Here is a 21071-nt window from a genome sequence, read left to right on the forward strand (position 1 = left end):
TGATATTATCCCCTTTGAGTAGACAGTGTAAAAAGCCCGCCCACCTAACGGTGGGTGGTACACTCTACTTGGAGGGGATTTTTCCATGGCTAAAAAAGGTCAAACATTCAAGCGATATTCCGAGGAGTTTAAGCTGAGGGCAGTAAACATGTATCAAGAGGAAGGGATGGGTTATGAAGCAATAGCTAAAGAATTAGGGATACCTAGTAAAACTCAAGTTCGACAATGGGTACGAAAAAAGAATAGCGGCGAAAGTTTTGTGGATCAAAGAGGAAGGAATCGTTCGAGTGACACCCCATTTGTTGGTCGTCCAAGAACCAAGTTTACTACTGTTGAAGAGGAAAGGGACTATTTAAAGGCGCAGGTAGAATACCTAAAAAAGCGCAATCCCAGTCTACATCTGGGGGGAAGGTATGGAAAATAACTCGGTTTATGATCATGCACGAGATGCGTAAAAAATATCCACTTACTTGGTTGGTAGAAATCGCGCAAGTGTCACGGTCGGGTTTTTACAAATGGCTTAGCACCAAAGGAAGGCCGTCAGCAAGAAATGAGTCCAATCAAAATTTGAAAAAGCATATGATGGCGATTCATTTGGAGCATCCATACTACGGCTATCCACGAATGCAGATAGCATTAAAGAAGAAAGGATTGAATGCGAATCACAAGCGAATATACCGCCTGATGAAAGAATTAAACCTTCAATCCATCATCAGAAAGAAGCGCCGCTATTTTGGTAAAGCTCCTTCCATTGTATATCCTAACTTACTTAACCGTAAGTTTAGAGTGGATAAGCCCAATAAGGTATTTGTAACAGATATAACGTATGTTGCACTTCATAACCGTTACTATTACCTTTCGGTCATTCAAGACCTATTTAACAACGAAGTTGTTGCCTGGAAAATTTCCAAGCGAAATGATTTACAACTTGTGTTAGACACTGTAGAACAGCTAAACGATGAAAGAGACGTGCAGAAGGCAACCCTACATTCAGATCAGGGCTTCCAATACACGTCTCGACAGTACAATAAGCGAATAAAGGAACTTGGCATAAGTGGCAGCCACTCTCGCAAAGGAAACTGCCTTGATAACGCCTGCATCGAATCCTTTTTTTCGCATCTCAAAACTGAGACATTGTACTTTACTGAGTGTAAGACAGAAGAAGACCTCTTTCAAGCTATTGAAAAATACATATGGTTTTATAACCATGAACGGTTTCAGAAAAAATTAAACCAGTGTGCCCCGGTAGAATACCGAAACACACTGGCTGCTTAGGCTTTTTTAATTGTGTCTACTTGACAGGGGTAAGACCACCCTGCGTCGTGCTTTTTCTATGCTCTAGATGACTCCTCGTTTTTCGAGATAGGCAATAACCATTTGAACAGATTCCTCAATCGTTTGCTCATGGCTCTCGATGACTAGCTCGGCTGAGACCGGCTCCTCATAGGGGGAAGATATTCCTGTAAACTGGCTGATTTCCCCGTTCCTCGCTTTTTGATACAGCCCTTTTACATCACGTCGTTCGCACTCTTCCAACGGGCATTTTACATAGACCTCGATGAATTCTCCCTCGTCCACCAGACTGCGGGCCAGCTCCCTGTCTTCCCGGTACGGGGAAATGAAGGCTGTCAACGTGATGACGCCTGCATCCACAAACAGCTTGGCGACTTCACCGATTCGGCGTATGTTTTCTTTTCGATCATCTGGACCAAAGCCCAATCCCCGATTCAGGCCATGCCGTATATTATCGCCATCGAGTACATAGCTCGCCAAGCCCCGCTGATGCAGCTCATACTCCACTGCGTTGGCCAGCGTAGACTTGCCTGCACCCGACAAACCGGTAAACCAAAGGATTGCGCTCTTGTGGCCAGTCCGCTGTTGTCGATCTGTTTTCGTTACAGTAGTCGGATGCCATACGATATTAGCGGTAGTATCTCTGCTCAAAAGTATCACTTCCTCTCTCTTCTCCCTATCCAACAGAAAGCGGTCGCAAGCCCTCAATCAATACCCTCGCCACCTCAGGTCGGCTAAATTCCGGCGGCGGGGCTTCTCCTCGCGACAACATCTCTCTGACTTTGGTCCCGGACAGAGCAACATGATGCTCGACTCCATGCGGGCAAGTTTTCGTCGATGCCATATTTCCGCAGGTACGGCAGTAAAAGCTGTTTTCAAAAAATAACGGGGTGATCCCCAGCTCTTCTGGTGTAAAGTTGTGAAAAATGTGCTGGGCGTCATATGTACCGTAGTAGTTGCCGACACCAGCGTGATCCCGTCCGACAATAAAATGCGTGCAGCCGTAATTTTTTCGGACCAGTGCATGAAAAATTGCTTCACGCGGACCAGCATAGCGCATCGCGGCAGGAAAAACGGCAAGCTGAACCCGGCTTTGCGGATAATACTTTTGCAGCAGCACCTGATAGCTCTCCATCCGCACATTCGCCGGAATATCGTCCGCTTTTGTTTCTCCTACGAGCGGATTTAAGAACAGGCCGTCCACAATCTCCAGCGCTGACTTTTGGATATACTCATGTGCGCGATGTACGGGGTTACGGGTCTGGAAGCCTACAATCGTTTTCCAGCCCTTCTCGCTAAACTGCGCTCTCGTTTCGACGGGGTCGTAGTAGTGACTGGCAAACTCGCCTTTCTCGGTTCGTTTTACGAGTGTAATGGGACCGCCAAGATAGACATCTGGCCGCTCCAGCAGCTTTTTCACACCAGGGTGGTTCTCATCATCTGTACCATATACCTGCTGAGCCTCTCGCTGCTTATCTGGGTAAAAAATATCCACAATATCCAATAACCCGTAAACGATTCCATGATGGGTCAAGCGCACCTGCTGACCAATCTGCAGTGCTTCGGCTTTTTCTCGAGAGACAGGGAGCGTAATCGGTATACTCCATACGCTTCCATCAGCAAGCCTCATCCTTTCGACCACAGAGTCGTAATTTTTCTGATCGAGAAAACCGGTAATCGGGCTATAGCCCCCGATCGCAATCAGCTCAAGATCTGACAAGGAAAAGGCATCGATCTCCACATCGTGGGTCTGCAGCGACAAGTCTGCTTCTGGATCAAAACGATTTACCAAAATATCGTTGCGCTTGGTACTCTGACTCACTTGCACTCACTCCTCATCCCTATTTCGTACATGTTGACGCACAGTCGTCATCGCCATCATTTGGCGAGATGAAGACCACATTCCGTTTTGCCAAGCTGTGACCAGCGACCCGCGCGAGAATCCTCTCCTTCTTTGACAGGACGTGTACACGGTGCACAGCCTATGCTTGGATAGCTTTGGTCATGCAGCGGGTTGTACGGCAGATCAAACATGCGGATGTACTGCCAGACCTCATCTGTTTTCCAATGGATGAGCGGACAGATTTTCAGCGATTGAAACTTCTCATCACGATTGACGAATTGTACATCAGCTCTTGTCGCAGATTGCTCCCTGCGCAGGCCAGACATCCAGGCGACGGCGCCTTTCAGCACGCTTTCCATCGGGTCGACCTTGCGAATTTGGCAGCAAAGATCAGGCTGGCTTTTCCATAGCTCTTCCCCATGAATCTCAGCTTGTTGTGTAAGCGAAAGCACAGGCTCTTTGATCGTTAAGCGAAGCCCCGGATACTTGGCTCGAATCTGCTCGATCAGGGCGTACGTCTGCGGGAAATGAAGATGAGTGTCCAAAAATGTGACACGTGCATCCTTTTTGACTCCACTAATCATATCCAAGAGCACCATTGCTTCTGCCCCAAAGCTGCAGGAATAGATCAATTCATCGGAAAACGTCTCGTATGCCCATTTGATTACATCGATCGTGTCACCTTTTCCCAAGCTTTTATTGATTTGTGTGAGCTGTTCATGGGTTGCCGACGAATAACGCAAACTGCTCATATGCCTCCCCCTTGATCGTTGATCGAACTATTCTCCCTGCGTATCAACCGAATCAGTGCGACGAAGCCGAGCGTCGCGATAAAGACACTGACTAAAACTGCCAGCGTATACAGATCAAATCGCAGAAAAAGATGGACAAACGCAAACGATACGACTAGCGACGATACAGGTGAAACAATCCAGACCATCATGATCTGCTTGATGATTCCCTTTTGCCACAAAGCAAAGCCCTTTTCGGCCGTTCCGACCCCAAGTATGGCGCAGGTCGTTGCCTGTGTGAGCGGGACGGGTATGCCGAACAAGGAAGCGATGATGACGAGCGTCCCACCAGTAAAAGAGACGGCACTGCCCTGAAGCAGTGAGAGCGATGTGATTTTTTTCCCGTTCGTTTCCAGCACTTTTCCACCTAGCAGCATACATCCTAAGGCAACGGCAAAGCCGCCAAGCCACACGCCGGAATTACTCGTCATCAAGCCAGCCCCAACCAATGGACCAACGGCATTGGCAACATTGTTCATCCCAGCTGAAAAGGCTTCATAAACACCGCAACCCACCAGTAAAATGGACAGCCAGCGCTCTCCCTTTGAACCGGGCTCTTGCAGATGTGGCCAGCGCTTTTGCACGCGTCTGATCAGCTTGCCGGAGAAATAGGCTCCAATAAAAGCGACAGCAGGTACGAGCAGCCAAAAAGCAACAATAACGAGCAAATGCCCTGCGAAAAGCGATTGATAGGCAAGTCCCACACCTACGATCGAGCCTACTGTTACCTCACTCGTCGACAACGGAATTCCTAGCAGATTCGCTCCGAATAAAGTAAGCGTAGCGGAGGCAAGAACAATGACGACGACCTCGACACTCATCAAAGTGACCGGAATAATTCCGCCGCTGATTGTCTTGACTACCTCTTTTCCGCCCAAAACAGCTCCCAGAAGCGCCGCAATCGCTACCAGAAGCATTGCCGTACGTCTGTTTTTGATAGCACCACTACCATATGCTGCGCCCATAGATGCGGCTGTCCCGCTCGCTCCGATATTCATGGCGAAAAACAATGCAATGGCGATCGCGACATAACTCCAATCCACGAGCTGTACTACCTCCTGTCATGCGAATCTAGCAGCTTACCGTCTTTTCCGGTTCGAGTGAGGTCTGCTCAAGCTGTTCGAGTGAGAAGACATGCCAGCCTAGCTCTCTCGCTTTCCTCTCAGTCTCCTTGCCGGCGCATATCATCGGCTTTGTTTGCCAATCTGCGCCCGCAAATGACTTCAGCGCGGGCAAGTCGTAGCTGTCATCTGTCGCAAGCCAGTCAACCGGTTGCTTCAAAAGCCATTTGGCAGCTGGATGTGTCTGGCTCCACTCTAGCTCTCCTGCTTGGACAGTATGCGTTACCGTTCCGAGTGCGTGCAGCACAACCATGCTATCTCCATTTCTGAGATAGAGCAGACGCTCCCCTTTTCGCAGAGCGAGGTAGTGATGCAGGTGAGCCGGCTCCATCGCTTCATCCACAATTTCATCGGGGTAAAGTCCGTTTTGCTCCAAAGCCTCTGCTGTCTCCGCCCCTCGTGCTGCCAGCTTGCCTTTGAGCTGCCTGAGGTCGAATTTGCGACGACGCAGCTCTTGCAGGAAAAACGAAACTTGCCGCGCATCATCAAATACAAGCCATTGGTAGGAGAAGAAATCTGCAGGAATCCCCCTGTCGCTAGCTATTGCCCCTGAGCTTTCCACTAGTGGAATCGAGATCACTTCTGCTCCCAGCTGCTCTAGCCTGCTAGCGAGATTTTCAGCGTTTGATTCAGCCCGCTTCGATGCAACCGCGATCCTCTTGCCAAACAGCGGCCGTGACTCAAACCAATTCAGTGACTCCCGCAGTCGGACTACCTCCCCGATGACAATTATGGCTGGCGCTGTAAAGCCCGCAAAAGCCACCTCCTGATCAATCGTTTCCAGCTTACCCACGAGTGTTTGCTGCTCCCCCAGCGTGCCCCAGCGAACCAGTGCGACAGGAGTTTCCTTTGCCTTGCCGTGTGTCAGGAGACGTTCTTTCATACGCGAGAGATTTTTTACGCCCATATAGATGACGATCGTTTCTACTGAGGACAGGGCAGCCCAATCAGGCTCCTTCCCCGCATTTTTGTCGCAAAGATGACCCGTAACAAACGCAACAGAGGAGTTGTAATCCCTGTGCGTCAGCGGAATTCCAGCATACAGCGGAGCTGCCATCCCGGAGGTGACCCCGGGTACGATCTCAAACGGAATGGCATGCGCTACGCAAATCTGTGCCTCTTCGCCCACTCTGCCGAACATGCTCGGGTCACCCCCTTTCAGGCGAACCACTGTCTGCCCCTTTTGGGCTTCCTCAATCAATAGACGGTTGATCTCATCCTGTGGCAGTGTATGACGATCCGCTTCCTTGCCGCAGTAAATCAGCTTGGCTTCCTTATTGACATGAGTGAGGAGCAACGGATTGGCAAGTCGGTCATAAATGACAACGTCCGCCCGTTCCAGCGCTTCTTTTCCGCGGATCGTGAGCAGCTTTGGATCACCGGGCCCTGCTCCTACAAACAAGACACTGCCTGTCTTCATCCTGTCGTACCTCCTTGGTGCCATTTATGACCTGAATGATTACTCATGAATTAGCTGAAATGGGAGGTTTCCACTACGTACCCAACGCCTTGGCGGCCAAGCGGCTTCTTCTCAACCAGACTAAGCTCCTTGATGCGTGGGGGAGCTACCGTATGTCGCAAAATATTGTTCTCGGCGGTCGAAAACGCACGCTCATCTGATTTTGCTATCACGACTACTGTCAGCAGCCTGCCTTCCTCCAGCACGGCTTCTAGCTTGTAAAGATAGCTCTCTGCCTGTTCTTCTGCCATCGCATGTCCCTCTTTTCGTATGCCTTGGTCGCGGACGCTTTTACGCCGTTTGCAAAATGCTGTCCACCTGCTCCTGGATATGTGTTAGCCCTACACGTTCTACATAGCGCCAGTACTGCTCGCCTTCTTGACGTTCTTCCTTGTAGAGCGTAATCAATTGAGCGAGGAATGGGCCTAAGCGATCTACCGTAATGCGGGCATTCAGCTTGCGGTTAAATTGGGCTTCCTCCAGCGTTCCTCCTACATGGATGTCAAACGCCTCCACCATTCCGCTCGGAGTCTTCACGAGCGCACCTTGCAAGCCGATATCGGCAATCTGCCTTTGACCGCATGAATTTGGACAGCCAATCATATGAATGCGCAGTGGCGTATCCAAAACAACTGTGTCATCCAGATACTGTGCCAGTGAACGCATCCGCTCTTTCGTTTCGACGATAGCCAGATTGCAGTATTCTGTTCCGGTGCATGATACTGCATACCCGACAAATGTACTTGGAGTTAATTTGAATCGATTGACGATCAGCGTTTCTTCACGGAAAGCTTCGACTTTATCTTTTGCAATATTGCGAATCAAAACATTTTGCGTGTTGCACGTACCGATTGTTCCATCCCCGTACTCATCTGCGAGACGCGCCAGCTCGATCAGCTCTTCTGCATTCATCCGACCAACTGGAACCGACAAGCCCGCATAGTACAGACCCTCCTGACGCTGTTCATGAATCCCGTAAAAATAGCCACCATTCCAGCCCTTGAGCAAATCCTCACCGCCAGCCTCCAGCTCACCTACCAGCTGGATCAGCTCGTCTTTGAATTTCTCTGCGCCCCAGTCGGCTACGAGGAATTTTAGACGGGCATGAGTCCGTTTTTGCCGATAACCGAAATCGCGGAAGAGCGTCGTTACTCCTTCGGCTACCTTCACCACTTCTTCTGGGCGGACAAATATATCGAGCTGTTTGGCAAGATGGGGCTTTGCAGATAATCCCCCGCCTACCCATACATGGAATCCGATGATTTCCTCACCTGCAATCGTCTTCTTCGCAGGGGTGAAGGCGAGGTCGTTGATTTGGGCGTGAGCAGCATTGTGTATATTAGCCGATATGGACATTTTGTATTTGCGTGGCAAGTTGGAGAACTCGCGATTTAGCAAAAAGAATTTCTCCAGCTCTGATACGAGAGGACGTGTATCGATTACTTCGTGTGGATCAATCCCTGCCAATGGATTCCCCATAATTTGGCGCGGGCAGTCTCCACATGCCTCGAACGAGGATAGCCCGACAGAGGCCAGTCGATCAAAAATATCAGCCAGTGTCTCTACTGTTAGCCAGTGAAACTGAACGGCCTGGCGAGTCGTGACGTCTACCAGATCGCGTCCGTAGTCCTGGGCGATACGCGCAAGCACCCGTGCCTGCTCACTGCTCAATATCCCGCCGGGAATACGCACGCGCATCATAAAGTGACCGTCTTTTGGCCGCTGCTGGTAGACACCCGCCCATTTGAAGCGGTCCATATCAGAAGATTCAATCGATTGAAAGCCTTCTTTGGAATAGGTATTGACGATCGTCTCGATAACATCCAACCCGTCCTTTTCCAGCTTGGTGAACTCCATCTTGTTCAAGGAAGGATCATCTGCCCATTTCCACTGCTTTCTCTCTGCCATACTCATACACGCTCCTTTGTGTGTTTACTAGCGCCATCCGAATCGATTGGGCAATCCATTCTGCAATCAATGGATGGGGCAAATATGCACTACCCTCATAGCGATACGACAAGCCTTGCAGCCGTTCAGGGATCGCTCGACGAGTGAAGTAGCCTTGGCTGACGAACAACGGAAGTACAATGACCTCTCCTTTTTCCGCAAGCAGACGTGCCTGTTCCCGCAACGTATCGGGACGCAGGGTTGCATAGCCCGCCGCCGTGAAAGAATAACGATTTTGCAAGCGAAAGGTTAAACGCAGAAGCAGCTTCTCCCAGCGTTCGTGACAGCCTGGCAAATCACTGCCATGGCCCACAAGCAGCAGGGATTCGTGCGCAGGCTCGCTGGATAGTTCAGCTATTCGCTGGGCAACAATTTGCTCCACTACAGGATGGTCCTCAAGCGGGGGACACCAGAGAATCCGTGCACGTGTCTCCACCGGAACTAGCTCTGTCTCTCCAGTGGTCCAGGCATCCAAGCCGAGCATACTGCGAATTTCCCCTACATGGTTACTCCCAGCTGTGGCAAATAGTGGCACAACTACAATCCTGCGTGCTCCTGCAGCCTCCAATCTCTCCCATTCATCATGAATGCTTCGCCCCTCTACTCCTCCCAGATAGGCTACCCGGATTGGCAAATGAATACGGCACTGCTGGACGGCTGATTCCACAAGGGCCAGCCAATCTGGATCGGGTGAACCATGAGCAATTACCAATACCGCTGTTTTTGACATCGGATAGTCCCCTTAATCGAATTTAATTTCTATTTCATATATGTTTACTCGGAATTATATAGGCGATTATTTTCCTCGTCAACAGCAATTTCCAATCTCCCATCAAGTTCATCCTTACTGCCTATTTCAGTTAGTTTGCACATAAAGAAACCAGTCCTACCCCGGTTAGGTATAGGACTGGTCCTCGCTTACATCTTCTTTTTTACTCCTCATCCTTTTTCCTCGTTCGACGATAGAGTAAATCTATGCTTTCCTTCAAGGTTTCATATTCTTGCTCGTTCAAGCTTTCGATTTGCTGTATGTGTCCGATCACCTGCTGCTTCATCTCTGCTGTCAATCGATCTGGCTCTTTCGGGGCTTTGGAATCATGCGTTTCTGTCCAATGGGTGGCAAAGTTAGCGGTCAATGCCCCTAGCATGCCGATTCCCGTCAGCATCAGAATCGCTGCCATAATCCTCCCGCCTGAAGTCACTGGAGAAATATCGCCATACCCTACCGTTGTTGTGGTAACGATCGACCACCAGAGTGCATCCTGAAAGCTCTTGATATTATCATTCACGCCGTATTCCAGCAAATAGATGGCGGTCGAGCTCCACAGCATGATAATCGTCACGACACCAAACACACGGCGCATGTTGCCGGACCGAACGATTCCCCACAAAAACGGGGATGCCCGAACAATACGAATCAATCGGACAACACGCATAATTCGTGCAATATAAAAGTACGAATCCAGTGGAATCATCGCAACCAGATCAAACCAGTTGGTCACTACGAATTTTCGCTTATTTGGCGCCAGCCATAGCCGGACCACGTATTCCACAACCAATAAGGCAATGAGAGCGTTGTCTACCACATGCATGAGTTCGTCCGTCAACAATGGATGATTGGAAAAGTCCGCAGACAAAAGAATCGCATACGTAATCACGAGCATGATCACAAAAATCTCATACATGATGCGCCAAAACACTTTTGACTCCTCCTAGATTCTCAGGTGTCTCACAAGCTGCCGCTAGTCGCTTACTTAGTAGCTGATGAGCGCTGCCATCAACAAGCCAGCTGCAATGCTGAGACGGGAGGCGAAAATGCCGACAGATACGTTTCCATTCGGAATTTCGGAGACGACTTTAAAAGGGGTAACCCATTCAAATAAATAAAAGATAAGCACTTGGAAAACCATGCCAACGAATCCCCATACGACCAGATCCAGCAGATTGACCGAGTGATACACAGCCGAAGCGAGGACAATGGCTAGACCAATGATCTTGCCTCCCAGATCGTGCGCGGCTGCTTTTGCAGCTGCCATTTTCTTTGGATCGTCAGTCTGTGAGCCTTGTTTGATCAGATCAAATTCCTTGTAAGGAGTGGTAAATGTAAAAACAAAAATCCCGATAACCAAAATCGGCAGCGTCACCGCCAAATACATCAAAAAATTGAGGATATACCCCCATTGAGAAAGCATACTGCTCTCCTCTCCTTTCCAATCCTTATCCGTCGATGCCTACCGGCAAATAATAGGACATATTGTTCGTAATGGGACCTCCGACACGGGCGACTAGTGCTGACGCTTTTCCGCCTATCCAAAAAGACCCCCAGAGCAGATGACCAGCATATGGCCCTTGCGCTGTTTGCACGCGAATATCCGGCAGCACCACCCGTTTTTGATAAATCATGGGCTGCTCCCAGTAAAACTCCTCCTGATCTTTTTCCAGGACGTCACCTTGTGCATCAAAAATCACGACTCCGCCGCCCTCCCGTCCAAAGATAGGCTTGGTTACGTAATCCGCAATCCCCGCAAAACGATTTTCAAAGTAAGTCGGCAGCATGTACTTCTCGATACTGTCCTGCTCCTCTGACGTAAAAAACTGATTGGTCTCATGCAAATTCCAGATGAGTGCCTGAAGTGCTTTTGTCTGAATAAGAAAGGCCGATGGCGGATTGATGATCGCCAGCTTGCGCTTCTCAATCAGGGAAAGAACATGCTCCCCAGTGGGATATCCATCTTCGTCCTGCTCCGTCGCCAGCTTTTCCAGCGCATGCAATCGATAGAGGACATCTACCGGAATCAGCTCATCGCCCTCTTTTACGTACAAACGATCTTCCCACACACGCAGCTGTTCCAGCGGAGCAAATCGCGCCGGAAGACCCGAGACGCCTAGCAAATACTGAGTCGTGCCTTTATCCTCCTCATGCCAGTCCAAGGAGCTAAACCAAATATTCTCAGTCCGGTAGCCACGAAGCTGATAATCCTTCAGAGCACCTGCAAATGCGGAGGTGAGATCAGCTTCCATCCCGGCATTTGGATCTTCGTGCCCAAAAAAGCGGCAAGCACGAGCATTCACATAAAAAGCTTCGACAATGCCTGTCGGGGTATCGCTGTTACATTCCAGCATTTTCAAGCCTTCGTTTGTTTGCGCAAAATCAAATCTCCCAATCACGGTTGGCTGTATCTCGTTCACGACTGTCCGGACTGCACCCAATGCCTCTCTCGGCACTCCCAGCTCAAGCAACAAAGAATCGTCTGCCCGCTGTAGCACAGGGACGACTTTGGAAAAAATATGTCCCAAACACTCGGTTGCCATAGACAGCTCTCGCCTGAAATCGCGTGTGATCAGGTGGATATCTGCCAGCGCATATTCTTCTCCATACATCCAGTCCCATGTAAATACGCCTTCCTCACGCATCGGTCTATACAGCTGTTCACGCCGATCCTGATCAGATGTCTTCATGAGTCACCCCGAGCTGGACGAGCCAGAGCTGCCGATTCCGCCTTTGGAGCCGCTCGTAATACCAGACGAATTGCTGTTGTACTTGCTGCCGCCTGAACCTACGTAGGTGGATGAGCCTCCACCTCTGCTGCCGCCATCGTCACAATATCCATCATTATTGGAATCGTAGCAATCATCGTCATATCCGTTCGCTCCAGACGAGCAGCCACTGACCGTCAAAGCAGCAGCAACGAACAGGCCGACTACTTTGGCAGACTTTGTTTGTGCCATTTTTCTTCCCCCTACGCTGTCGGCTGTGCGTAATAAATATACACATGCCTGTCTTCATCCACTTCTGCCGATGTTTTTTCCCATTCCATTTAGGAGCAAATAATCGCTTTGCAGATGCAAAAGCGCATCGTCATCATCCTTGAAATAATAGGTATGAACCAGTGGATAATCAGCTGTTCCTTCCTTATAGTGCCGCAGCTCGATCTGAATGCTCCCCCAACGTTTTGCCGCGTGGTGGAAGTAATCGACTGCTTGTTCCTCTGTTGAGCGCTTCACATAAATTACGTAGCAATTCGGCTCAATCGCGCAGGACGTTTTTTCATAGACGACATGCCCCTTGACCAAATAATCGCAGGCAAAACGCAATGATACCTCGTCCTTATTGATGTGATCGTAATAAAATAGCAACGGAAAGCCGTTTGCCTCATCCAGAAGCCGGTATTCTAGCCTCGCCAACCTATTCACCTCTTTGTCTCAAGTTGAAGGATAACCATATATACGCACCTCGAAATAAATGGTTGCCCTCAATTGAAAAAATCTGGAAAATCAGGAAAAAACTGATTCGCCAGACCTAATTCACTCGCGTCGTTCCTGCTTCTTTATTCGTGGATCATTCCGCGAATCTCCTCGTGCAGCGGTCCATTGCTGGCAACTAACGAACGCATATGCTCCGATTCAAATGCCTCATGCTGATAAGGAACTCCCTGCCAATCTGTGATGGTTGCTCCTGCTTCCTGGGCAATGACAATCCCTGCGGCGACATCCATAATCCCTGAGCGCTGCATCACGATATACTCAATCCAGCCATTTGCCAGCAAGCACCAATCAAGCGCTGGACCTACATTGCGCAAAACGCGTTTCGTTTCCATGACGAACGGCTTTGTAAACGCCAGCTCCTGTTCCTTGGTAATACTGTTTCGTCCACGAATGTACGTGCCCACAGCTCTTGTTTTATCCGTTCTTTTATTAACCGAGATACGCTTTCCATTTAAATAGGCACCCTTGCCTTTTTCCGCCCAAAACATCTGACCCGCGACCGGATTGTAAACGACCCCGAGGACAAGCTCCCCACGGTGCTGCAAGGCAATCGATACCGAGAAATAAGGGTAACCGATAAAGTAATTATTGGTCCCATCGAGCGGGTCGACGATCCATAAATACTCTTCATCTCGTGAAACCATTCCCACTTCCTCGGAGAAAATCGTATGGGTAGGAAAATGACGGTGCAATACCTCGATGATCCGCCGTTCGCTTTCTTTGTCCTCTGGCAGCTTTACATCGTTATGCAGCTCCTCGTCCGGAATGAGCTGTTCTAAAAAGCGTTCCTTTAGAAATTCTCCCGCCACGCTCGCTGCCTCTTTAGCAATCTCCAGCAATGATTCCATCTCCTTCTTCGTTTCCCGATTGTTTTCCCTTGCACTTATGCAGCAAGCTTTTCTATTATAGAGAGATACCCAGCGCCATGTCGATGAAGCGATCCTTCATCAGCCATAAAAACGATCCTATTTAAGGATGTCACGGCGTATTTGCGAGGGGCTAGACAAATGATAGAGATGCCCGACGCTGATCAAGGAGGGGAATTATGAACAGTAACTTCATTCGTCTGAAAAACATGGAGGGTGAGCTCAAATTCACCCAAATGAACAATAGTCTTGGCTGCACGGTCACGAGCAAGGAGCTGGTGTTTTTCAAGCCGCACATGACGTACCACCTGTTCCTGCACGATATCGTGAGTATGGTTCCGATCAAATTAAACGCAGCTCCCGTATCATTTCGCCAGCAAAGTGAAACGATTCAAGCGTCTTTCGGCTCGGATTATTACAAGCTCAACGTAAAATGGGTGCGTCTCATCTCCCGCTCTGGCATTGTCGAAAAGGAAAATATGGAATTTATCGTTCCGCTCTCCCCTAAATTGTTGTCCTACATTTCCCAATACAGCGGGCTGGTTGTGATTCGCTAAGCAAGCAGGAGAGAAAACAGGAGAAAACGCTCCTGGCTTTCTCTCCCCAGCTTTTCCCCTATTTCTTCAGCACGATAAAAGTCCCCGTTCCATGCGCTACCCGCTTGTTCCGCTCATCGTAAACGGTACTTTCCATGACGACCAGTGTTTGTCCCCGATGCAAGAAAGTCGCCTCAGCGCGAAGCCTCTTTCCTTTTCCTGGGCGCAAGTAATTGATTTTTAGCTCGGTTGTCACAGCGTACTCAGCAGGTGACAAGGACCGATTGATCAATGATCCCATCGCCGAATCAATCAGCGTGGCGAGGATTCCACCATGAACAGCCCCGCCTGAGTTGTGCATGTAAACAGTCAAGGGCACGTCGAATTGGTAGGTCTGCTTGGCTTCATCGACAAACTCGCCCTTTAGCCCGAGAAAACCGGATACATAGGAGCTACTGCGCTCGCGTTTCTGACGGATGGCTTGAACCGCCAGTTCTAAAATTTTGCGCTCGTCCTCTGTCCCTTCTTCCCATATATTTTTTAATTTCTCTATCATTTCGTTCACTCCAACAAAAAATATATTCGTTTTTCTATTTTAGCTCAAACGCACGATTTTTGCTATGATACCAAAGCTTATCTCGGTCGGAAGTGCCGCTGTCAAAGTGCTGGACTGAGCAAATGTTCAGACTTTTACGGTTGTTTCTAGTAATAAAAATTGATAAGATAGTCAAAACAAAAAGACAGGTATTTTTCTAACTGGAAGGGAGATTTTCAAATTGGCTAGACAACGCAGCGATATGATCAAAAAAGGCTTTGACCGTGCACCACATCGTAGCTTATTGCGCGCAGCAGGCGTAAAGGACGAGGATTTCGACAAACCGTTTATCGCGATTTGCAACTCGTACATCGATATTATTCCAGGTCACGTGCATTTGCAGGAGTTTGGTAAAATCGTCAAGGAAGCTGTTCGTGCAGCGGGCATGGTTCCGTTTGAATTCAATACCATCGGAGTAGATGATGGGATCGCCATGGGACATATCGGTATGCGCTACTCCCTGCCAAGCCGTGAAATCATCGCAGACAGCTTGGAAACCGTTGTAGCCGCTCACTGGTTCGACGGCATGATCTGCATTCCGAACTGTGACAAGATCACTCCTGGTATGATCATGGGTGCCTTGCGTGTGAACATCCCTACTGTATTTGTTACTGGCGGCCCGATGAAAGCCGGTAAAACAAGCGATGGCCGTTCCATTTCCCTCTCTTCTGTATTTGAAGGGGTAGGTGCGTATCAGGCAGGTCTGATTGACGATAAACAACTGGACGAGCTAGAGCAATATGGATGTCCGACTTGCGGTTCCTGTTCCGGTATGTTTACTGCCAACTCGATGAACTGCCTGCTTGAGGCTATCGGTCTGGCACTGCCTGGAAACGGTACTGTTCTCGCGGTTTCTCCAGAGCGCAAAGAACTGGTTAAAGCATCTGCTGAAAAACTGAAAAATCTGATCGAGCGTGATATTAAGCCACGTGACATCGTGACACTCGAAGCGATTGATGATGCATTCGCACTCGATATGGCGATGGGTGGTTCTACTAACACCGTTCTGCACACGCTGGCGATCGCGCAAGAAGCTGGCTTTGAATACCCAATCGAACGCATCAACGAAGTAGCGAAGCGCATCCCGCATATTTGCAAGCTCGCTCCTTCCTCTGACTATCATATCGAGGATTGCCACGAGGCTGGCGGCGTGTCTGCCGTTCTCAACGAAATCGCGAAAAAACCAGGTGCGATCCATCCAGACCGCATCACGGTTACTGGTCAAACACTGGCTGAGAACATCGCCAATGCCGAAATCAAAAACGATCAGGTAATCCGTCGTTTGGACAACCCGTACAGCGCTTCCGGCGGACTGGCGGTTCTGTTCGGAAACCTGGCGGAGCAAGGCTCCATCATTAAAACGGGTGGCGTAGATCCTTCTATTAAAAAGCACGAAGGTCCGGCGATTTGCTTCGACTCCCAAGAAGACGCACTCGCAGGAATCGCAGCTGGCAAAATCAAATCCGGCCATGTTGTTGTCATCCGCTACGAAGGTCCAAAAGGCGGCCCAGGTATGCCTGAAATGCTGGCTCCTACCTCGCAAATCGTAGGGATGGGACTGGGTAAAGAGGTTGCTCTCGTCACAGACGGACGCTTCTCTGGCGCTTCTCGCGGTATCAGTATCGGTCACGTATCTCCAGAAGCGGCTGAGGGTGGTCCAATCGCTTTCGTACAAGATGGAGACATCATCTCGATCGATCTGGAAGAACGCACGATTCATCTGAACGTAGACGAGAAAGAGCTGGCTCGTCGCGCAGAAGGCTGGAAAGAGTTTGAGCCAAAAGTGAAGACTGGTTACCTGGCTCGTTACTCCAAAATGGTTACCAATGCGAGCATGGGTGGTATTTTGAAAATCTAATCCGTGCCAATCACAAAAGCTCTTGTATGACGGGATCTCCCTCATGCAAGAGCTTTTTTTGATGCAGCGGATTAAACCGTGGCTTCAACCTGCCCGTCAGCCACTTGATCGCCTCGCCCCTTCTTCTCCTTTTTTTGCTTCTGAATGGCCAGTACGGTATACAAAGCAGGAACAACAACGAGCGTGAGCATCATGGAGAACAGCAGTCCCGATATAATCGTAATCGCCAGCGGTTTAAACAAGACGCTTCCGGCGATCGCCATAGGCATGAGTCCTGCGACTGCTGCAAAGCTGGTCAGCAGGATCGGCCTCAACCGAGCTTTACCCGCCCCAATAACGGCTTCTTTCAGCTCAGTACCAGCATGTCTTGCCTCCTCGATAAATTCGATCAGCACAATCCCGTTACGCACGACAAGACCTGCCAAGGAGATAAAGCCTGCTACGGTCATAAATCCAATCGGAATTCCTGTAAGCCACAGCCCAATCAGGCTACCAGCAATCGCCAGATAAACGGTGCTCATCACTAACACAGGAATCGATAGCGAATGAAACTGCACGAGTATAAGCAGGAAAATCAGGCATACTGCAACAACAGCCAGCATCCCCAAATCCAATAAAATATCTGTTTCCTCTTCTGATTCTCCTGTGACATTCCACGCGTAGCCTTTTGGCCAATCCAGTTTGTCCAGCTTTCCTTTCAGCTCCGTCATCACATCATCTGCGGTGCGGTCTTTCACATCACTCGTAATCGTTACACTGCGTGACATATTGTAGCGGGGAATACTCTGTATCGTTAAGGCTGGCTTTATTTCTGCCACCTGCGAGACAGGAATGAGCTGCCCCCGGGCATTTGGAACTGTGAGCTGAGAAATGACTTGCTGTGTATCCATTCCCGACTGTTCTGCAAACAACGTGATATCTATCAAGTTTTTGCTGTTATCGAATTGGCCTACAGGAATCCCTTGGCTAACAAGACGCAAGGTTCTAGTCAAATCAGCCTCATTGATAAATGCTTGATCCATTTTTCCTTGGTTCAGATGAAATTGGAGAGCATATTGTTCATTGCCAAGAGTGTCTGCTACATTGTAAGTACCCTTGGTCTCCAAAATCAGCCGCTTCACTTGTTCGGAAAGAGAGTACAACTCGTGCAAATCCTCTCCATACACCCGTATGGCTACAGGGCTGCCCGAATACATCCCCGCCTTTACACTGTACGGAATGATATTTCCTTCCGGGTACATTTGCTTGAACTCTTCCATCCACGGTTCTACTATTTTTCTCGCATCCATCCGTGTGTTATCGAAGGTCACGATGATTTGCGCTACATTTTCTCCTGATCCAACCCGCGGCGCACTTGTAAGCATTTGCGGTGCGTCCCCGCCGACAAAGGCAGAAACCTTTTCGATGTGTGGCTGCTGCTCTATCCAGTCTGAAACCCCTCTGGCGATCCGATCCGTTTCTATTAAATTACTTCCGATCGGCGTAGTAATATTGACAACCATCTGTGGCCTGTCATCATCGGGAAAAAGCTGAATCGGGATGAACGCAGCCAGTCCATAGAACGCGGTAGCAATCAATACTCCTGCCATTCCCGTTTTTAACGGGTTCTTCAGAATGATCGGCATCATCCGATCCCCGTACCAGTTTGTCAATGAAGTAATTTGTTTCCCCAATAACCCGGCTGGCTTGCGATAGTCCTTCTGCTTTCTGTTCCGCTTCTCGTTCCATTCTCTGTAAATCGGAATAATCGTGAGCGACATGAGCATAGACGCGAGCATCGTAAACATGATGATGACCGGAACCGGGTAAATAAACTGACCTGCGTCACCAGTCAGGAACATGATTGGTCCAAATGCAGACATGGTGGCAAGCGTCGCGGTAAGAATTGATACCGAAACCTCTTTCGTCCCCAGCAAAGCCGCCTTGGACGGTTCTTCCCCCAAGACAGACAGCCTTCTTTCAATGTTGTCATTCACAACGACAGCGTCGTCCACCAGGATACCGAGTACGATGATCAGTCCAAACACTGTCATCTGATTCAGCGTAATCCCCAAAAAAGGCAGGACGGCCATTCCAGCAGCCAATGAAATCGGGATCGCAAGTGCTACCATCAGCGATGTCGTCACATTCAAGCCTAATGTGCAGATGAATAATACGGCGGCAATGGCAATCACCATTTCATGCAGCAGATCGGAAAAGAGGTCATCAATGCGCTCCACCTGAGCATAGACAGGTTCTTTCTTGGCCCAGGATGGCAGCATCTCCTGCAATGTCTCCAGCTTTTGATCAACAGCCTTCTGGACGCGGGGAACGTCGCTTCCCAATTCGGCATTAATACTGACCGTAGCAGCAGGCTTTCCATTATAGTACGTTCGATATTCCAGTCTCTTTGTACCGTCTACGATCGTGGCAATATCCTGTAAATAGACGGGTGCTCCCTCGCTTGTACGTGACACAACGACTTTGTTAAAGATACTTACATCGTAGTTGACTGGCAATGTAAGCTGATACTTGCGGCTATCGATATTGACATCCCCGAGAGGTGTCGTTTCATTTTTGGTTTGAACAGCATTCATGACCTGTCCCCACGAAATGCCGTACTGTTGCAGTTTTTGTGCATGGACGCTGATTTTGACCTCCTGCTTGGGCAAACCAAGGATAGAGACATCCGAGACACCAGGCACTGTCCGCAGCTGATCCTTCCATAGATCCAACGTATCTCTCAGCTGTAAAATTTGTTCAAACGATTGCGCCGTAATCTGGAAGGACTGAATGAACGTTCTGCTCATGTCATCATTGATCGCTGGCTGCTCTGCATCCTCTGGTAAATCAGCTTCGGCATCCTTTACTTTTTTTCGCAGCTCTTCAAATACTTTTTTCGGCACGACGTTATTTTCAGTCTTGATCTCAATAATCGAGACACCTGAACGGGATTCGGATTGAATCGACTTGATGCCCTGTACCTCATTGATCTTTTGTTCAAGCTTTTTCGTGACGGTCTGCTCTACCTTCTCCGGAGTCGCTCCCGGGTAGATAGTCGTGACTACTGCCGTTCCGACAATGATGTCAGGCTGTTCCTGCTTCGGCAGAGTAAAGGTGACAAAAGCCCCCATCAAAACGATCATCGCAAAGAAGACCAAGGTTATTTTTCGCTTTTTGATGAAAAACTCAATCATGCTGGTTTCCTCCCTTTAAAGAAACCGCATCTCCATCGAGCAATCGATCCGCTCCTTTCAGAATCAACTGATCCCCGACGTGTAAACCAGCAGTAATTTCGAATTGATTGTCAATGAATTTCCCCAGTGAAACAGGTGTCTTTACTGCCTTGCCCTCTTTATATAGAAAGACAAATGGTTCGGAACCACGGCTAAACACGGACTCTGAGCGAACGAAGATCCCTTCTGCTTTCGCCATGCTGTGCACCGCGCTGACTACTTGCCCAGCAAACCAGTCCTGCTTAGTATTATTCAATACCACTTCTACACTGATCGTGCCCGTCTGCTCGTTTGTAGAAGGATAGATTTTGGTGACCTGCCCCGTTCGCCCACTCTCATATAATGTAAGCTCAACAGCATCACCCACCTTCCATGACCCGATTTGACTATCCAGTACAGGGAGTATCGTTTTCAGCTGCGTGATCGTACCGATGCGATAAACGGGAGTCCCAGGACTTGCTAGCTGGCCTACGTCCGTTAATTTTGACAAAATGGTACCTGCAATAGGGGCTTTTAGCTGGGCTTTTGCCAAGGTGCTTGCTGCTTGCTCCCTCGTCACAACGGCTCCCTGGTAGCTCGCTTGCGTCTGGCCGACATCCTCCGTGCGCGCCCCTGATGCTACAAGCGCGTATGCTTCCTCGGCTGCTGCTACGTCTTTTTCCGCAAGCTCGACTGCATTTTTCACATCTTCAAACTCCGTCTGGGAGATCGCGCCATTCTTATAAAGCTGCTCCATTCGCTGATAATCCTTTTGTACTTTGGCAAGTGTGATGCTCTTTGCCTCTACTACCACTTTTGCTTGCTGGATTTCTTGAAGCCTGGCACCATTTTTTACTTTCGCCAAATTAGCCCCTGCACCGTGTACATCCGCATTCGCCAAGGCTAGCTGGAGCGAGTAGTCAGTAGCATCCAGACTAGCGAGTACCTCACCCTTTTTTACAGTGTCTCCTTCTTCAAAGGGCAGTGAATTGATCTGTCCCGAAATTTCAAAAGACACAGTCGTTTCTTCGATCGGGGCCAGCGTTCCTGACAATTCGCTTACTTGCCCCAGCCTTTGCAGCTGGATCGGTACTGCTTCCACCAGCTTGGCTTGCAATTGTACCTCTTCAGTAGCTGCTGAAGACCCCTTCGTATTGCATCCCGTCCCTAAGAGGGCAATGGAGACAATTAATACAAGCCCAGCATATTTTCTCGCAGTGAATTTCATGATCTCCTCACTCCTGTTTTTTCTCTCTTCAAATCAAACGGAATGAACATTCATTCCGTTTTTACTTAAAAAGG

Annotated in this window: 19 protein-coding genes and 1 pseudogene; 3 read left to right on the plus strand and 17 right to left on the minus strand. The window is 49.1% G+C overall.

The genetic code is table 11. From position 1 onward, the window contains the following. Nucleotides 1-85: 85 nt before the first annotated feature. Nucleotides 86-1275 (plus strand): IS3 family transposase gene (locus C3B52_RS12815; RefSeq protein WP_103106485.1). Its coding sequence is split into 2 segments (ribosomal slippage): nt 86-374 and nt 374-1275, totalling 1191 coding nucleotides; the frame shifts between segments, so codons are not numbered across the junction. Between the two features lie 63 nt (nt 1276-1338). Here the strand turns inward: C3B52_RS12815 and cysC are convergent. The 14 genes and pseudogenes from cysC to C3B52_RS12885 all read right to left on the minus strand — a co-directional run bounded on the left by cysC (nt 1339) and on the right by C3B52_RS12885 (nt 13559). After that, the gene (cysC, locus tag C3B52_RS12820; RefSeq protein WP_103106486.1) at nt 1339-1944 is read right to left on the minus strand and encodes an adenylyl-sulfate kinase; all 606 of its coding nucleotides are present in this window, start codon (nt 1942-1944) and stop codon (nt 1339-1341) included. A 25-nt stretch (nt 1945-1969) separates the two neighbouring features. Further along, entirely contained in the window at nt 1970-3115 is a 1146-nt protein-coding gene (gene sat / locus C3B52_RS12825) for a sulfate adenylyltransferase (protein WP_103106487.1), read from the minus strand. A gap of 56 nt (nt 3116-3171) precedes the next feature. After that, nucleotides 3172-3888, minus strand: coding sequence for a phosphoadenylyl-sulfate reductase (locus C3B52_RS12830; RefSeq protein ID WP_103106488.1), 717 nt, complete (start codon nt 3886-3888; stop codon nt 3172-3174). Then, complete coding sequence (locus tag C3B52_RS12835; RefSeq protein ID WP_103106489.1) at nt 3885-4970, minus strand: inorganic phosphate transporter; 1086 nt, start codon at nt 4968-4970, stop codon at nt 3885-3887. Before C3B52_RS12835 ends, C3B52_RS12830 begins: the two co-directional genes overlap by 4 nt. Before the next feature lie 28 nt (nt 4971-4998). Continuing rightward, complete coding sequence (cobA, locus tag C3B52_RS12840; protein WP_103106490.1) at nt 4999-6468, minus strand: uroporphyrinogen-III C-methyltransferase; 1470 nt, start codon at nt 6466-6468, stop codon at nt 4999-5001. Between the two features lie 50 nt (nt 6469-6518). Next, on the minus strand, nt 6519-6758 hold the full coding sequence (locus C3B52_RS12845) for a DUF3906 family protein (protein ID WP_103106491.1): 240 nt from the start codon (nt 6756-6758) through the stop codon (nt 6519-6521). 40 nt (nt 6759-6798) lie between these two features. Next, nucleotides 6799-8415 carry a nitrite/sulfite reductase gene (locus C3B52_RS12850; protein ID WP_103106492.1) on the minus strand — a complete coding sequence of 539 codons (1617 nt, stop codon included), beginning with the start codon at nt 8413-8415 and terminating at the stop codon, nt 6799-6801. After that, on the minus strand, nt 8381-9184 hold the full coding sequence (locus tag C3B52_RS12855; RefSeq protein WP_103106493.1) for a sirohydrochlorin chelatase: 804 nt from the start codon (nt 9182-9184) through the stop codon (nt 8381-8383). Before C3B52_RS12855 ends, C3B52_RS12850 begins: the two co-directional genes overlap by 35 nt. Before the next feature lie 202 nt (nt 9185-9386). After that, nucleotides 9387-10154, minus strand: a complete 768-nt coding sequence (locus C3B52_RS12860) for a potassium channel family protein (protein WP_103106494.1) — start codon at nt 10152-10154, stop codon at nt 9387-9389. A gap of 54 nt (nt 10155-10208) precedes the next feature. Continuing rightward, complete coding sequence (locus tag C3B52_RS12865; RefSeq protein WP_103106495.1) at nt 10209-10646, minus strand: DUF350 domain-containing protein; 438 nt, start codon at nt 10644-10646, stop codon at nt 10209-10211. A gap of 25 nt (nt 10647-10671) precedes the next feature. Then, on the minus strand, nt 10672-11913 hold the full coding sequence (locus C3B52_RS12870; RefSeq protein ID WP_103106496.1) for a glutathionylspermidine synthase family protein: 1242 nt from the start codon (nt 11911-11913) through the stop codon (nt 10672-10674). Between the two features lie 3 nt (nt 11914-11916). Beyond that, the gene (locus C3B52_RS12875; RefSeq protein WP_103106497.1) at nt 11917-12183 is read right to left on the minus strand and encodes a hypothetical protein; all 267 of its coding nucleotides are present in this window, start codon (nt 12181-12183) and stop codon (nt 11917-11919) included. Nucleotides 12184-12194: 11 nt separating this feature from the next. Then, nucleotides 12195-12639 (minus strand): annotated as a pseudogene (locus C3B52_RS12880) (hypothetical protein). Between the two features lie 143 nt (nt 12640-12782). Next, a complete protein-coding gene (locus C3B52_RS12885; RefSeq protein WP_103106498.1) occupies nt 12783-13559 on the minus strand; it encodes an inositol monophosphatase family protein in 777 nt (258 codons plus the stop codon). Between the two features lie 206 nt (nt 13560-13765). Between C3B52_RS12885 and C3B52_RS12890 the strand changes: the two genes are divergently transcribed. After that, the gene (locus C3B52_RS12890; RefSeq protein WP_103106499.1) at nt 13766-14143 is read left to right on the plus strand and encodes a hypothetical protein; all 378 of its coding nucleotides are present in this window, start codon (nt 13766-13768) and stop codon (nt 14141-14143) included. Between the two features lie 58 nt (nt 14144-14201). Here C3B52_RS12890 and C3B52_RS12895 read toward each other — a convergent pair whose 3' ends face one another. Then, nucleotides 14202-14678: a PaaI family thioesterase gene (locus tag C3B52_RS12895; protein WP_103106500.1), complete on the minus strand. Its 477-nt coding sequence runs from the start codon at nt 14676-14678 to the stop codon at nt 14202-14204. A 220-nt stretch (nt 14679-14898) separates the two neighbouring features. Here C3B52_RS12895 and ilvD point away from each other — a divergent pair, with 220 nt between their 5' ends. Beyond that, nucleotides 14899-16575, plus strand: coding sequence for a dihydroxy-acid dehydratase (gene ilvD / locus C3B52_RS12900; protein WP_103106501.1), 1677 nt, complete (start codon nt 14899-14901; stop codon nt 16573-16575). Nucleotides 16576-16646: 71 nt separating this feature from the next. Here the strand turns inward: ilvD and C3B52_RS12905 are convergent, their stop codons facing one another. Together C3B52_RS12905 and C3B52_RS12910 are read right to left on the minus strand one after the other, a co-directional pair. Beyond that, a complete protein-coding gene (locus C3B52_RS12905) occupies nt 16647-19751 on the minus strand; it encodes an efflux RND transporter permease subunit (RefSeq protein ID WP_103106502.1) in 3105 nt (1034 codons plus the stop codon). Then, nucleotides 19744-20997, minus strand: coding sequence for an efflux RND transporter periplasmic adaptor subunit (locus tag C3B52_RS12910; RefSeq protein WP_103106503.1), 1254 nt, complete (start codon nt 20995-20997; stop codon nt 19744-19746). Before C3B52_RS12910 ends, C3B52_RS12905 begins: the two co-directional genes overlap by 8 nt. Nucleotides 20998-21071 lie beyond the last annotated feature (74 nt).

It is taken from the genome of Brevibacillus reuszeri (genome assembly GCF_002897295.1).
Taxonomy (GTDB): domain Bacteria; phylum Bacillota; class Bacilli; order Brevibacillales; family Brevibacillaceae; genus Brevibacillus; species Brevibacillus reuszeri_A.

Coding starts and splice junctions, on each gene's coding strand:
- C3B52_RS12905 (WP_103106502.1), bottom strand. CDS start 19,751: ATGATTGAGTTTTTCATCAAAAAGCGAAAAATAACCTTGGTCTTCTTT.
- C3B52_RS12910 (WP_103106503.1), bottom strand. CDS start 20,997: ATGAAATTCACTGCGAGAAAATATGCTGGGCTTGTATTAATTGTCTCC.
- C3B52_RS12865 (WP_103106495.1), bottom strand. CDS start 10,646: ATGCTTTCTCAATGGGGGTATATCCTCAATTTTTTGATGTATTTGGCG.
- cobA (WP_103106490.1), bottom strand. CDS start 6,468: ATGAAGACAGGCAGTGTCTTGTTTGTAGGAGCAGGGCCCGGTGATCCA.
- C3B52_RS12830 (WP_103106488.1), bottom strand. CDS start 3,888: ATGAGCAGTTTGCGTTATTCGTCGGCAACCCATGAACAGCTCACACAA.
- C3B52_RS12875 (WP_103106497.1), bottom strand. CDS start 12,183: ATGGCACAAACAAAGTCTGCCAAAGTAGTCGGCCTGTTCGTTGCTGCT.
- C3B52_RS12870 (WP_103106496.1), bottom strand. CDS start 11,913: ATGAAGACATCTGATCAGGATCGGCGTGAACAGCTGTATAGACCGATG.
- C3B52_RS12855 (WP_103106493.1), bottom strand. CDS start 9,184: ATGTCAAAAACAGCGGTATTGGTAATTGCTCATGGTTCACCCGATCCA.
- C3B52_RS12850 (WP_103106492.1), bottom strand. CDS start 8,415: ATGGCAGAGAGAAAGCAGTGGAAATGGGCAGATGATCCTTCCTTGAAC.
- C3B52_RS12845 (WP_103106491.1), bottom strand. CDS start 6,758: ATGGCAGAAGAACAGGCAGAGAGCTATCTTTACAAGCTAGAAGCCGTG.
- C3B52_RS12895 (WP_103106500.1), bottom strand. CDS start 14,678: ATGATAGAGAAATTAAAAAATATATGGGAAGAAGGGACAGAGGACGAG.
- C3B52_RS12890 (WP_103106499.1), top strand. CDS start 13,766: ATGAACAGTAACTTCATTCGTCTGAAAAACATGGAGGGTGAGCTCAAA.